We start from the raw sequence: 13,171 nt of genomic DNA on the forward strand, positions 1-13,171 counted from the left end.
CGAGCCGCCGCCCGGGCGGGGGGGGGGGGGGCCCCCGGCGGCGGGGCCGGCCGGCGGCCGTCCGGGGTCAGCTGAAGCTGTGCTCGGGCGCCGGGAAGGTGCCCGCGGTGACCTCGGCCGCGAACTCGCGGGCGGCGTCGCCGAGGACGGCCCGCAGGTCGGCGTACTGCTTGACGAACTTCGGCACCCGGCCGGCCGTCATGCCGGCCATGTCCGTCCAGACCAGCACCTGGGCGTCGGTGCCGACACCGGCGCCGATGCCGACGGTCGGGATCGCCAGCTGCTCGGTGACCTGGGCGGCGAGCTCGGCGGGCACCGCCTCCAGCACCACGGAGAAGGCGCCGGCCTGCTGCACGGCCTTGGCGTCGCGCAGCAACTGGTGGGCCGCCTCGTCGCCGCGGCCCTGAACGGGGTAGCCGCCGAAGGCGTGCACGGACTGCGGGGTGAGACCGATGTGGGCCATCACCGGGATGCCGGCCTCGACCAGCAGCTCGATCGAACGGGCGCTGCGCTCGCCGCCCTCCAGCTTCACCGCGCCGACGCCGGCCTCCTTCATCAGGCGGGCGGCGTTGTGCATCGCCTGGGCCGGCGACTCCTGGTAGGAGCCGAAGGGCATGTCACCGACGACGAGGGCCCGCTTGGTGCCGCGGACGACGGCCGCGGAGAGCATCACCATCTGGTCCATCGTCACCGGGACGGTGTTCTCGTAGCCGAGGTGGCAGTTGCCGGCCGAGTCGCCGACGAGCAGCACCGGGATGCCCGCCTCGTCGAAGACACCGGCGGTCAGCGCGTCGTAGGCGGTCAGCATCGCCCAGCGCTCGCCGTGCTGCTTGGCCCTGGCCAGGTCGCGCACGGTCACGCGCCGGTTGGTGATGCCGCCGTAGAGCACGGTGCCTTCCTGCGACTGGGCAGGCTGAAGCGGAGAAGCGTTCATCGAACAGGCTCCTGAAGGGTTGTCGTCTCGTGGCGCCGTACGGCGTCCCCGGATCTGCTCCCATGCTTGCACGCCGCCCGCCCGCCGCAAAGACCCGGGGCACGGGCCGTCCGTCACGCTCCGCCCGCCGTCCGGCCCGGAACCCTTTACCCAGAGTTTGCGATACGGGTCCGTCTCGTATCGAAAAAGGGGCTACGCTTGAGCCGAACGGGTTACGAGACGCCATCGGCTCGTAAGTCCGCACAGGTCTTTTTCGTACGGACGGGGAATCCACACCATGACCACCGCTGCGCCACCGCACACGTCCGAAGCCGTCCACCGCCGACGCTGGGCGATCCTGGGCACCCTGATCCTCGCCCTGCTCGTCGTCGTGCTCGACAACTCGATCCTCAACGTGGCGATGAAGACGATCGCCCAGCCCGCCCCCACCGGCCTCGGCGCCAGCCAGAGCGACCTCGAGTGGGCGATCAACTCCTACACCCTGGTCTTCGCCGGCCTGCTCTTCACCGCCGGCCTGCTCGGCGACCGGCTCGGCCGCAAGTGGTCCCTGCTCGGCGGCATGGCCGTCTTCGGCCTCGGCTCGCTGCTCTCCGCGATCGCCGACAGCCCCGGCCAGCTCATCGCCTTCCGCGCGGTCATGGGCCTCGGCGGCGCCTTCGTGATGCCCGCCACCCTCGCGATCATCATGAACGTCTTCGACCGCAAGGAGCAGCCGAAGGCGATCGGCATCTGGGCCGGCGCGGTCGGCCTCGCCATCGCCATCGGCCCGATCACCGGCGGCCTGCTGATCGAGCACTTCTGGTGGGGCTCGGTCTTCCTGGTCAACGTCCCGATCGTGGTCGTCGCCCTGGTCGCCATGTCGGTCCTGGTGCCGAACTCGAAGGACCCCAAGCCCGGCAAGCTCGACCCGATCGGTGTGGTGCTCTCCGTCATCGGCCTGGTCGCGCTGATCTACGGCATCATCAAGGGCGGCGAACTCGCCGACTTCACCGCCCCCGGCGCCTGGGTGCCGATCCTGGTCGGCGTGGTCGCGCTCGCCGCCTTCGTCCTCTTCGAGCGGCGCACCGCGCACCCCGCGCTGGACGTCACCTGGTTCCGCAACCGGGTGTTCTCCGCCTCGGTCGTCGTCATCGGCGTGGTGTTCTTCGCGCTGATGGGCGTCTCCTTCTTCGGCGTCTTCTACACCCAGAGCGTCCGCGGCTACAGCGCCCTGCAGTCCGGCATGCTGATGCTGCCGCTGGCCGCCGCCCAGATGGCCTTCGCCCCGCGCGCCCGGCTCGTCGTCGACCGCTTCGGCGTCCGCGCCACCTGCGCCGGCGGCATGGCCCTGATCGTGGTCGGCTTCCTCGGCTACCTGCTGCTCGGCACCACCACGCCGATCTGGGTCCTGGTCGTCATCGGCTTCGTGATGGGCGCCGGCATGGCCCACGTCATGCCGCCGGTCACCGTCGCCATCATGGGCTCGCTGCCCCGCGAGAAGGCCGGCGCCGGCTCCGCCATCAACAACACCTTCCGCCAGGTCGGCGGCTCGCTCGGCGTCGCCGTGCTCGGCGCGGTGCTCTCCACCGTGTACCGCGACGGCATGAGCGACCACCTCGACAAGCTGCCCGCCGGCATCCGCGAGAAGGCCGGCGAGTCCCTGGAGGCCACCCTCGCGGTCGCCGACCGCACCCGGACGCCGGGCCTGGTCGCCCCCGCCGAGGACGCCTTCGTGCACGCCATGCACGTGGTCGCCGGCCTCTCCGCCGGCATCACCGCCCTCGGCGTGGTGCTCGCCCTGGTGCTGCTGCCCGGCAGGGCACCGGCCGCCCCGGCCGCCGGCCCCGCCGCGGACGCCTCCCCGGCCGACAGCGAGCCGCGCCCGACCAGGGTCTGAGCACGTCAGGAGAGAATGGCGCCATGCACACCGAACCGACCGTCTCGGCATGCGGCGCCGACGAGGACGGCCCCGCCGCGGAGCTCTGCGCCCCGCGCCGGGGCCGCCCGCGCAGCGAGGCAGCCGAACAGGCCATCTTCGCCGCCGTCGAGGACCTGATGGAGTCCGGCAAGAGCCTCTCCGAGCTGTCCGTCGAGCGGATCGCGGCCGCCGCGGGCGTCGGCAAGGCCACCATCTACCGGCGCTGGCCCAACAAGGAGGCCCTGTTGGTCGAGGTCGTCGCCCGGCTGGAGTCGCCGCTGCCCGAGCCCAGCGGCGGCACCGTCCGCGAGGAACTCGTCCGCATGGTCGACTACATGCGCAAGCGCGGCCTCGCCAAGCGCTCCCGCTGGATGCTCAAGTCCGCGCTCAGCCAGATGAACGCCTGGCCCGAGCTGCGCGAGGCCTACCAGGAGCAGGTGGTCAAACCCCGCCGCGAACTCGCCCGGGCCATCGTCCGCCGCGGCGTCGACGAGGGCGTGCTCCGTTCGGACCTCGACGTCGAGCTGGTCTGCGAGATCATCATCGGCCCGATCCTGCTGCGCTCGGTGCTCTGGGACGAAGCCCCGCTGGACGACCCGGACCTCGCGGAGCAGATGGTCGACGCCGTCCTCAACGGGGTCGGCGCACAGCCGTCCGGAGGGCGTTCCCGCTGATCGGGGGCGTGCCGCAACCTTCCGGTGGCTCCCGCGCGTCCATGCCGTCATAGGCTGAGCCGAGAATACGACCGGGCGTGTGCCGGGCGGGTCCCCGTGACCCGCCGCACACGCCCGACCGGCGCGGCCGGAAGAGGCACGGACCATCCCGGCGGTACGAGACGCCGGGTGCGGAGGAGCGGGGCGCATGGTGCAGGCGGACGAGGCAGTGGCAGCAGCCGACGGCGCACCGGCCCCACCGGCCGGCGGCCGCCGCTGGCTGGACCCGCGCCGCGGCTGGGTCACCGCCGGCCTCGCCGTCCTCACCGCGCTGCTGCTGGCCTGCCACGCCCTCGTCCCCAACCGCTGGGGCAACCTCGGCAGCCTGCTGGAGACCTTCCTGCCGTGGCTGGGGCTGGCCGTGCCGGTGCTGCTCGCGGTCGGCCTGTGGCGCCGCTCGGCGACCGCGCTGACCGCGGTGCTGCTGCCGGCGATCGTCTGGCTGAACCTGTTCGGCGGCCTGCTGACCGACAAGGGCGGCGGCCGCGGCGACTTCACCGTGCTCACCCACAACGTGGCCGCCGCCAACAGCGACACCGCCGGCACCCTGAAGCTGCTGAACGGCTCCGGCGCCGAGATCGTCGCCCTGGAGGAGATCACGCCGGGCGCGGTCGCCACCTACACCGCGGGGCTGGCCGCCCGGTACCCGTACCACGCCGTGCGCGGCACCGTCGGCCTGTGGTCGACGTACCCGATCGGCGACGTCCACGAGGTCGACATCAAGATCGGCTGGACCCGCGCCTTCCGGGCCGAGGTCACCACGCCGCAGGGCCCGCTCGCCGTCTACGTCGCCCACCTGCCCTCGGTGCGGGTCAAGTCGGAGAGCGGCTTCACGGCCGGCCGGCGCGACCACAGCGCACAGGCCCTGGGCGACGCCATCGAGGCCGAGCAGCTGAAGAAGGTCATCCTGCTCGGCGACCTCAACGGCACCATGAACGACCGCAGCCTGGCCCCGATCACCTCGCAGATGCGCTCCGCGCAGGGCGCCGCCGGCGACGGCTTCGGCTTCTCCTGGCCGGCCAGCTTCCCGATGGCACGGATCGACCAGATCCTCAGCAAGGGCAAGCTGACCCCGACCGACTCGCAGGTGCTGTCCTCCGACGGCAGCGACCACCGCGCCGTCACCGCCACCTACCGCTACTGACCGGCCCGCCGCCCCCGCCGCCGACGGCGCGGGCGGCGTTCGAGCCCGCGTTCCGCCGTGCCGTGCGACGATGGCAGGCATGGACGGACGCGACGTGGACCGGGCCCTCGGCGCGGCGCTGGACGTGCTGGTCCTCCACGAGGAGGACGACTGGTCCGTCCAGGCCGGCCCGCTGACCTGGACGTGCCGCGAGACGGCCGTGCACGTCGCACACGACCTGCTGGCCTACGCCGGCCAGCTCGCCGCCCGGCCCCGCGAGAGCTACCTCCCCTTCGACCTGGTGGTCCGCCGGGAGGCGCCGGTGGACGAGGTGCTGCAGGTCGTCCGGGCCGCCGGCGGACTGCTGGTCGGTGCGCTCGCCGTCAGCGGACCGGAGGCCAGGGCCTGGCACTGGGGCCCGTGCGACCCGTCCGGCTTCGCCGCCATGGGCGTCGCCGAGACCCTGCTGCACACCTGGGACATCACCCGCGGCCTGCGGGCCGAGTGGCACCCGTCGGCCTCGCTCTGCGCCGCGGTGCTGGCCCGGCTCTTCCCGGACGCGCCGAGCGGCGAGCCGGCCGCCGTCCTGCTCTGGTGCACCGGGCGGGCCGCCCTCGGCGGCCGGCCCCGGCGCACCTCCTGGACCTGGCAGGCCTCGCTCGGCTGAGCGGGCCCGCCGGACGGGGCCGCAGGGTCAGCCGCGGCGCCAGCGGTTGGTGATCGGCAGACGGCGGTCCCGGCCGAAGCCCTTGGCCGAGATCTTCGGGCCCGGCGGGTACTGCCGGCGCTTGTACTCGGCGGTGTCGACCAGCCGGACCACCCGGTCCACCACCTCGGGCGGGAAGCCCTTGGCCACGATCGCGTCCCGTCCGAGGTCACCCTCGACGTACAGGTCGAGCACGGTGTCCAGCAGGTCGTAGTCGGGCAGCGAGTCGGTGTCGACCTGGTCCGGCCGCAGCTCCGCGGACGGCGGCTTGCTGATGGTGTTCTCCGGGATCGGCGGTACCTCGCCGCGCGCCTCGGCGGCCTCGTTGCGCCACTTCGCCAGCCGGAAGATCAGCGACTTGTAGACGTCCTTGATGGGCCCGTACGCGCCCACCGAGTCGCCGTACAGCGTCGAGTAGCCGACCGCCAGCTCGCTCTTGTTGCCCGGCGCGAGGACGATGTGGCCCTCCTGGTTGGAGACCGCCATCAACAGGGTGCCGCGCAGCCGGGACTGCAGGTTCTCCTCGGCCAGGCCGGTCAGCCCCAGCGAGCCCATGTAGGCGTCGAACATCGGGGCGATCGGCACGGTGCGGAAGTTGAGGCCGGTGCGGCGGGCCAGCTCGGCCGCGTCGTCCTTGGAGTGCTCCGAGGAGTACCGGCTCGGCATCGAGACGCAGTGCACGTTCTCCGCGCCGACCGCGTCCACCGCGATCGCGGCGACCAGCGCCGAGTCGATGCCGCCGGACAGGCCGATCAGCACCGACTTGAAGCCGTTCTTGCGCACGTACGCCCGGGTGCCCTCGACCAGCGCGGCGTAGATCTCCGCCTCGTCGTCCAGCCGCGGCGCGACCTCCGCGGCGACCGGCTCGGCCGGGGCCGGCAGCGGCTCGCCGCCGAGGTCCACCCGCACCAGGTGCAGCCCGTCCGTGAGGATCAGGCCGTCGGTGTGCTCGGCGGAGGCGGCCGGCAGCTCCAGGTCGGTGAGCAGCAGCCGCTCCGCGAACTGCGGGGCCCGGGCGAGCACCTCGCCGTCCTTCGAGACCACCACCGAGTCGCCGTCGAAGACCAGCTCGTCCTGGCCGCCGACCATGTTCAGGTAGGCGAGGGTGCAACCCGCCTCGGCGGCCCGCCGCTGCACCAGGTCCAGCCGGACGTCGTCCTTGTTGCGCTCGTACGGGGAGCCGTTGACCACCAGCAGCAGGCCGGCCCCGACCTCGCCGGCGGCGGTGGCGCGGCCGCCGTCCTGCCAGATGTCCTCGCAGATCGCCAGCGCGACGTCCACCCCGTGCAGGGTCAGCACCACCAGCTGGTCGCCCGGGACGAAGTAGCGGTACTCGTCGAAGACGCCGTAGTTGGGCAGGTAGTGCTTGGCGAAGCGGGTGACCACCTCGCCGCGGTGCAGCACCGCGGCGCAGTTCTGCGGGGAGCCGGCCGGGCGGTGCAGGCGCGGCGAGTCGTGGTCGGAACGGCCCAGGTAGCCGACCACCACCGGCACCTCGCCGAGGCCCTCGTCCCGCAGCCGGGCGGCGAGCTCCACCAGGGCGGTGCGCGAGGCCTCCACGAAGGAGCCGCGCAGGGCGAGGTCCTCGACCGGGTACCCGGTCAGGGCCATCTCGGGGAAGGCGACCAGCTGGGCGCCCGCGTCGGCGGCCTGCCGGGTCCAGCGCACCACCTCGTCGCTGTTGCGGGCGATGTCGCCGACCCAGGGGTCGTTCTGGCACAGGGCGAGACGCAGATTCGGCATGGCCCCGAGTGTAATCGTCTAACTGACGTTATGTCGCGGGGGGTGCCCCTCGGGGCCCGCGGTCCACCCTGTGGGCAGCGGCCACCCAGAGGTGGACGCCGCGCGAAGATCCGACATGATGGGATCGGTCGCGGGACCAAGCGCCGCTCCGGCCACCGCCCGCCGCCGCCGGGCGTAACACGGACGTAAAGAGCAGAGGTGAGACTGTCCCCATGGGCAAGCAGCAGGAGTTCGTGCTTCGCACGCTCGAGGAGCGTGACATCCGTTTTGTCCGGCTGTGGTTCACCGACGTCCTCGGGTTCCTGAAGTCGGTCGCAGTCGCGCCCGCCGAGCTGGAGCAGGCCTTCGAGGAGGGCATCGGCTTCGACGGCTCGGCGATCGAGGGCTTCGCCCGCGTCTACGAGTCCGACATGATCGCCAAGCCGGACCCGACCACCTTCCAGATACTGCCGTGGCGCTCCGAGACCCCGGGCACCGCGCGCATGTTCTGCGACATCCTCATGCCGGACGGCTCCCCGTCCTTCGCCGACCCGCGGTACGTGCTCAAGCGCACCCTGGAGAAGGCCTCCAGCCTGGGCTTCACCTTCTACACCCACCCGGAGATCGAGTTCTTCCTGCTGAAGAACCTCCCCGGCGACGGCACCGCGCCGATCCCCGCCGACCAGTCCGGCTACTTCGACCACACCCCGCGCGGCGTCGGCCACGACTTCCGCCGACAGGCCATCACCATGCTGGAGTCGATGGGCATCTCGGTGGAGTTCTCCCACCACGAGGGCGCCCCCGGCCAGCAGGAGATCGACCTCCGGTACGCGGACGCGCTCTCCACCGCCGACAACATCATGACCTTCCGCCTGGTCATGAAGGAGGTCGCGCTGGAGCAGGGCGTGCACGCCAGCTTCATGCCCAAGCCGTTCTCCGACCACCCCGGCTCCGGCATGCACACCCACGTCTCCCTCTTCGAGGGCGACCGCAACGCCTTCCACGAGTCCGGCGCCGAGTACCAGCTCTCCAAGGTCGGCCGCTCCTTCATCGCCGGCCTGCTCAAGCACGCCGCCGAGACCGCCGCCGTCACCAACCAGTGGGTCAACTCCTACAAGCGCATCTGGGGCGGCTCCCAGCGCACCGCGGGCGCCGGCGGCGAGGCCCCCTCGTACATCTGCTGGGGCCACAACAACCGCTCCGCGCTGATCCGCGTCCCGATGTACAAGCCCGGCAAGCAGGGCTCCACCCGCGTCGAGGTCCGCTCCCTCGACACCGGCTGCAACCCCTACCTCGCCTACGCCGTCACCCTCGCCGCCGGCCTCAAGGGCATCGAGGAGGGCTACGAACTCCCGGCCGGCGCCGACGACGACGTGTGGGCCCTCTCCGACGCGGAGCGCCGTGCGCTGGGCATCCAGCCCATGCCGCAGAACCTCGGCGAGGCCATCGACCTGATGCAGCGCAGCGAACTCGTCGCCGAGACCCTGGGCGAGCACGTCTTCGACTTCTTCCTGCGCAACAAGCGCCAGGAGTGGGAGGAGTACCGCTCCGAGGTCACGCCGTTCGAGCTGCGGAAGAACCTCCAGGTGCTGTAACCGCGGGCCGGAGCAGGCCTGCAGCGTACGACGCCCCTCGGGCCGGTGGATGCGATCCGCCGGCCCGAGAGGCGTTTTCAGGGCTTTCGTCCTTCCTGGGCCGTCTGTGGGCCATGAGGGTAGGAGTGTCCCTCTCGCACCGTCGGGTTGAGTGTCTCGCCCGCGTTGTAGCGGGACCCGTACCTCGGCGGACGACTGCGTACGTTGCAGACTATTAGCGCAGGTCAGCGGTACTGCCCCAGGCCTGCTCGGGTTGCTTCGGGACGAAGGGGGCCAATCCCGCAGTAGCCACCATCTTCCAGCCTTGAGTGCGGCTCACTACTGTGGGGCTGGTGGATCATGACGTGGCACCCGAAGGGCGCCTGTCAGCCGCGGAGTGGGACCAGCTCCGCAGTCTGATGCGCCGATACATCTCGCACGAGCTGGACCAATGGGAACACTGGTGCGTTGAGACACCGTACGGGCCGGCGTACGTGACGCTCACGAACGCCATGCCGCCCGACGTACCTCCAGAGCTCTTCCACAAGGTCTAGGAGCGGCGTGCCACAGCCGTGCCCGGTTAGGCGGGGAACAGCAGAACCGCGGGCGTTGGCGCGGCCTGGCTGGCCTCCCGACTGGCGTGTATCGGGCCAGGTCAGTCCAAGTGGCTGACGCCTGTGCTCCTAAAGCATGAGTTGGACTACGGGCCGTGTGAGGTGGGCCGAGCAACCGGTGCTGACGGCATCAGAGCAGGTCAAGGACAGTCTGCTCCGTAAGAACCTGCAGGTGCTGTAGCCGCAGACCACAGCAGGTGCTGCCGGTGCTGTTCGTCGCGTTCTACGCCGTGCGCCTGGTGGCCGTGAGTCGTCGGAGGGCGCGGCGGCGGTAGCTGCGGAGCGTCACGGCGGTGCGGTGGACGCCGGGTGGTGGGCGCGGGGAGTCCCCACGGCGGGAACCCTCCGAGTGCGGACGAAGGGCGGGAGGATCATGGAGCTGTCGCCGTCGGGGGTGAACCGCGTCGCCAATGCCGTGCTCGGGCTGGTGCCGTCGATCGGGGGCCTCGTGTACGCGGTGGAGGCCGCCGGTGGGTTGTCGCGCCTGGTGGCCGGGGTGGTCGTGGTCGGCGGGGCGGTCCTCGGGGTGCGGGGTTATCGGCTGGGCGTGACGTGCAGGGGTGGCCACCTCACGGTGCGGGGCTACCTGTGGACGCGGGTGATCCCCCGGCAGTACGTCGTCGGGATCACCGGCTTTCCCGCCGTCAGATGGAGGCCGCCCGCGGGGCGGATGCGGTGGACGCCGATCAGCGCCTTCGTGGCGAGCCGGGGGGAGACGTCCGGAGCGGCTGCCGCGAAGGCGGACGCCGTCGCGAGACTTCGGCGGTGGGCGGGGCAGTAGGCGCCGCCCGGCCGGTGGCGGGGGCCGCCGGGTGCGACGTCCGAGCACACCGCACCGGCGTCGATATGATCATCGCTGGTTCGAACGGGCTCGGGGGCGGGGAATGCGCGTGCGGGGACTGGCGTGGGCGGCCGTGGCGGCTGCCGGGCTGGTGGCGATGACGGTGACGGGGTGCGGGGCGGACGGGGAGGCCGCGGCGGACTCCGGTCGGCCGGCCCCCGTCCCGGTGGGGCCCTCGTGCGCGCCGCCGGCCGCGCCGGGGGCTTCGGAGGAGCCGGCTGCCGAGACGGCGCCCGGCGCGGTGGTGGAGGACGTCCCGGAGGAGGTCCGTTGCCTGCCGGGCGTGGCTCACGGGACGGTGCTGGTGCAGCCCTCGCCGTCCGGACTACCCCGCCGTTCGCTGATGGTGAGCGCGGTGGCGGGCGCCGACCACGCGCAGGCCTCGGAGCTCTGCCGCAGGCTCACCGCGCTGGGCTACGGCCCGGGCGGCCGGCACGGGATGGAGCTGCTGAGCGTCGCCGGGGGCGGATCCGCCGGGACGTACCTGTCGAGCGCCGGGACGTCCGGGCGCGACTGCCTCCAGGTGGCGTAGGCGCCGCGGCCGGTCAGGGCGCGTCGGGCAGGCCGACCGGCGCCGGCCGCTGGATCATCACCAGGTCGGACTCCAGGGTGGCGGGGGTGCTGCCCGGCGGGCGGGAGTGGAAGGCGCCGTCGCTGACCGACAGGTTGAGGATCAAGTAGGCGGCGAAGTCGGGGCCGACACCGGTGTGGTCGGCGAAGGCGGCGGTGAGGCGGTTGCGGTCGGTGCCGATGTACCAGGTGGTGTTGTCGGCGCCGAACCTGGCACCGATGTAGATCCACTTCCCGGCGCCGACGTAGGGCGCGGTGAAGACGGTGTCGCCGCTGCGGACGTGGTTGACGAACTCGATGTTCTCCGGCCGGTCGGCGTGCCATTCGAAGACGTCGACCTCGTTGTGGCCGTCGCGCCAGGTCCACAGTGCGGGCCAGGTGCCGGTGTCGGCCTGCGGCAGGCGTATGTGGGCGAGCAGGAAGTCCCCGGTGCGGACCTGGACGCCGTCGCCGCCGGAGCCGCAGGAGTCGCCGGTGGTGAGCAGCCCGGTGTTCCAGGCGCCGTCCGGCCGCGGGGTGGCGGTGATGACGAGGTGGCCGGACGCGGTGGAGAGCGCGGCGGTGGTGAGCCGGTCGAGCTTCCAGGCGTTCGGGTTGTCGCTGCTGTCGGTGCACCGGGAGTAGGCGGCGGTCTGCCAGCCCCAGGTGCGGCCCGGGCCGACGTCCAGGGTGGCGAAGGTGTCCATGAACACGATGCGGCTCGGTGCGGGGACGGCGCGGTGGGCGCCGCCCGGGACCGCGGCGAGCGCGGCCGCCAGCAGCAGATGGAGCGGGTGCATGTCCCTCCTCGACCGGCGGCCGTCCGGCTGACGGCGGGGCTCCGGTGGTTTCACGATGCGCGGTCGGCCCGGCCGATGCCCGTATCCAGAGCTGACCGGATGAATTGGCGGAGAGTCGCGACGGCTGCGCTGTGTGATGAGCTGACAGCCGACGGCTGCGTGGTACATCTGACTCATTCACCGGACCGCACCATCTCCCCGGTCGGCCGGAACCGTCGGGCGGAACCCGTCCGCGGGCGGAACAACAAAGGAGGCAAAGGGAATGTACGGACTCGCCCATACCGGTGTCGCCTCGCTCGCCATGCTGGCCATCGGGGGTGCGACCACCGCGGTCGGCGCGGCAGTGAAGTGGTTCGCGCGCCGGTGACGAATTCGGTCACCGTGCTGATTCCGGCACACAACGAGGCGGATTTCATCGCGATCGCGGTGGAATCCGCCTTTTCTCAGAGCGTGCCGCCGCAGAAAGTCCTCGTCATTGCGGATTCGTGCACGGACGGGACGGCGCGGATCGCCGCGGAATGCGGAGCCGAGGTCATCGAGGTCGGCTTCGCGAGCAAGCCCCGCTCGCTCAACCACGCCCTGGAGCGGGTCACCACCAGCCATGTCGCGCTGCTGGACGCCGACGGCTACTTCGCCTCCCGGCAGGTCTTCGACACCTGCCTGCGGGTGATGGACGAGCACGGCTACGGCGGCGTCTGCCTGTCGGTCACCCCGCACAGCAGCACCGGGCTCTTCCAGCGCTCCCGGGCCGTCGAGTGGGCCTCGGCGCACCGGATCTCCCGGATCGTCGAGACCTGGCACGGCTGGGTCGCGGTGCTCTCCGGCTCGGCCGGCCTGTACCGGGTGGACGACCTGCGCGCGGTCGGCGGCTGGTCCGCCGACAGCCTCTGCGAGGACGTCGAACTCGCGCTCAAGATGAACCGCCACGGACGCCCGGCGGGCTTCGTCCGCGGCGAGTTCGTCGCCGTCCGCGACCCCCGCGGCTGGCGCGAGTACTGGGCCCAGACCCACCGCTGGGCCTCCGGCTGGGCCCAGGCCATCGACAAGCACAAGGGCCTGTTCTTCCGCAGCTGGGGCTTCACCAAGGTCTTCGGCGCCATGATGGTCGACAGTGCCCTGCTGGCCGCGGGCTACGTCTCGCTGCTCTACCACCTGGCCACCGGGTTCACCGAGTTCGACGCGGTGCGCTGGTTCGGCTCGTGGTTCCTGGTCATGGCGGCGGTCACCCTCACCACCGCGAGCCTCCAGCTCGGCGTGCGGCGGGCGCTCGCCTGCTACCCCGCCTACCTGCTGGTCGGCACGCTCGGCACCGCCTTCGCGCTCTGGGTGATGTTCCGCGAATGGGTGCTGGGCCGGCACCTGGTCTCCTGGACGGGCCGTCAGCGCCGGCGCACCGTCGTCACCCCGATCTCCGACCGCCGGCGCCGGGCCCTCGGCCTGCTCGGCTCCGGCGCCGGCTGGGGCACCGCCCTGCTCGGGGCCGTCCGCGGCGACACCGGCCTGGCCGCCGCCGGGATCGCCCTGGCCGTCGCGGTGCCGTTCGCCGCCCTCCCGTGGCGCCGGATCCGGCGGACGCTGCTGCTCGTCTAGCAGTTGTCGTCGCCCGGGTGGTCGATTCAGGGGCGCGGGGGCCGGGAGGTGCCCCCACGCGCCCCTGGATCGACCACCCGAGCGCCCCAACACCGCGGCCCGTAGGCT

The 13,171-nt window shown here is 72.3% G+C and carries 11 protein-coding genes; 8 read left to right on the top strand and 3 right to left on the bottom strand.

Features of this window, described 5'->3' with window-relative positions; translation table 11 throughout:
- Positions 1 to 67: 67 nt before the first annotated feature.
- Positions 68 to 934, bottom strand: a complete 867-nt coding sequence (gene panB / locus ABD353_RS26570; protein WP_344626202.1) for a 3-methyl-2-oxobutanoate hydroxymethyltransferase — start codon at positions 932 to 934, stop codon at positions 68 to 70.
- A gap of 277 nt (positions 935 to 1,211) precedes the next feature.
- Between panB and ABD353_RS26575 the strand changes: the two genes are divergently transcribed.
- The 4 genes from ABD353_RS26575 to ABD353_RS26590 all read left to right on the top strand — a co-directional run bounded on the left by ABD353_RS26575 (position 1,212) and on the right by ABD353_RS26590 (position 5,334).
- Positions 1,212 to 2,810: an MFS transporter gene (locus ABD353_RS26575; protein ID WP_344626203.1), complete on the top strand. Its 1,599-nt coding sequence runs from the start codon at positions 1,212 to 1,214 to the stop codon at positions 2,808 to 2,810.
- Between the two features lie 23 nt (positions 2,811 to 2,833).
- A complete protein-coding gene (locus tag ABD353_RS26580) occupies positions 2,834 to 3,505 on the top strand; it encodes a TetR/AcrR family transcriptional regulator (RefSeq protein ID WP_344626204.1) in 672 nt (223 codons plus the stop codon).
- Positions 3,506 to 3,692: 187 nt separating this feature from the next.
- Complete coding sequence (locus tag ABD353_RS26585; RefSeq protein ID WP_344626205.1) at positions 3,693 to 4,688, top strand: endonuclease/exonuclease/phosphatase family protein; 996 nt, start codon at positions 3,693 to 3,695, stop codon at positions 4,686 to 4,688.
- A gap of 79 nt (positions 4,689 to 4,767) precedes the next feature.
- Complete coding sequence (locus tag ABD353_RS26590; protein ID WP_344626206.1) at positions 4,768 to 5,334, top strand: maleylpyruvate isomerase N-terminal domain-containing protein; 567 nt, start codon at positions 4,768 to 4,770, stop codon at positions 5,332 to 5,334.
- Positions 5,335 to 5,361: 27 nt separating this feature from the next.
- Here the strand turns inward: ABD353_RS26590 and ABD353_RS26595 are convergent, their stop codons facing one another.
- Complete coding sequence (locus ABD353_RS26595; RefSeq protein WP_344626207.1) at positions 5,362 to 7,116, bottom strand: NAD+ synthase; 1,755 nt, start codon at positions 7,114 to 7,116, stop codon at positions 5,362 to 5,364.
- Positions 7,117 to 7,328: 212 nt separating this feature from the next.
- Between ABD353_RS26595 and glnA the strand changes: the two genes are divergently transcribed.
- The 3 genes from glnA (at position 7,329) to ABD353_RS26610 (ending at position 10,656) form a co-directional block, all read left to right on the top strand.
- Entirely contained in the window at positions 7,329 to 8,690 is a 1,362-nt protein-coding gene (gene glnA, locus ABD353_RS26600) for a type I glutamate--ammonia ligase (protein ID WP_263105680.1), read from the top strand.
- A 966-nt stretch (positions 8,691 to 9,656) separates the two neighbouring features.
- Positions 9,657 to 10,064 (top strand): hypothetical protein, encoded by a 408-nt coding sequence (locus tag ABD353_RS26605; RefSeq protein ID WP_344626208.1) that lies wholly within the window; start codon positions 9,657 to 9,659, stop codon positions 10,062 to 10,064.
- Between the two features lie 343 nt (positions 10,065 to 10,407).
- Positions 10,408 to 10,656, top strand: coding sequence for a hypothetical protein (locus ABD353_RS26610; protein WP_344626209.1), 249 nt, complete (start codon positions 10,408 to 10,410; stop codon positions 10,654 to 10,656).
- 13 nt (positions 10,657 to 10,669) lie between these two features.
- Here the strand turns inward: ABD353_RS26610 and ABD353_RS26615 are convergent, their stop codons facing one another.
- Complete coding sequence (locus tag ABD353_RS26615) at positions 10,670 to 11,473, bottom strand: LamG domain-containing protein (protein WP_344626210.1); 804 nt, start codon at positions 11,471 to 11,473, stop codon at positions 10,670 to 10,672.
- Between the two features lie 381 nt (positions 11,474 to 11,854).
- Here ABD353_RS26615 and ABD353_RS26620 point away from each other — a divergent pair, with 381 nt between their 5' ends.
- Positions 11,855 to 13,063 (top strand): glycosyltransferase family 2 protein, encoded by a 1,209-nt coding sequence (locus ABD353_RS26620; RefSeq protein ID WP_344626211.1) that lies wholly within the window; start codon positions 11,855 to 11,857, stop codon positions 13,061 to 13,063.
- The last annotated feature ends 108 nt before the right edge of the window (positions 13,064 to 13,171 follow it).

The sequence above is a fragment of the Kitasatospora arboriphila genome, from assembly GCF_039528095.1.
In the GTDB taxonomy this organism is placed as follows: domain Bacteria; phylum Actinomycetota; class Actinomycetes; order Streptomycetales; family Streptomycetaceae; genus Kitasatospora; species Kitasatospora arboriphila.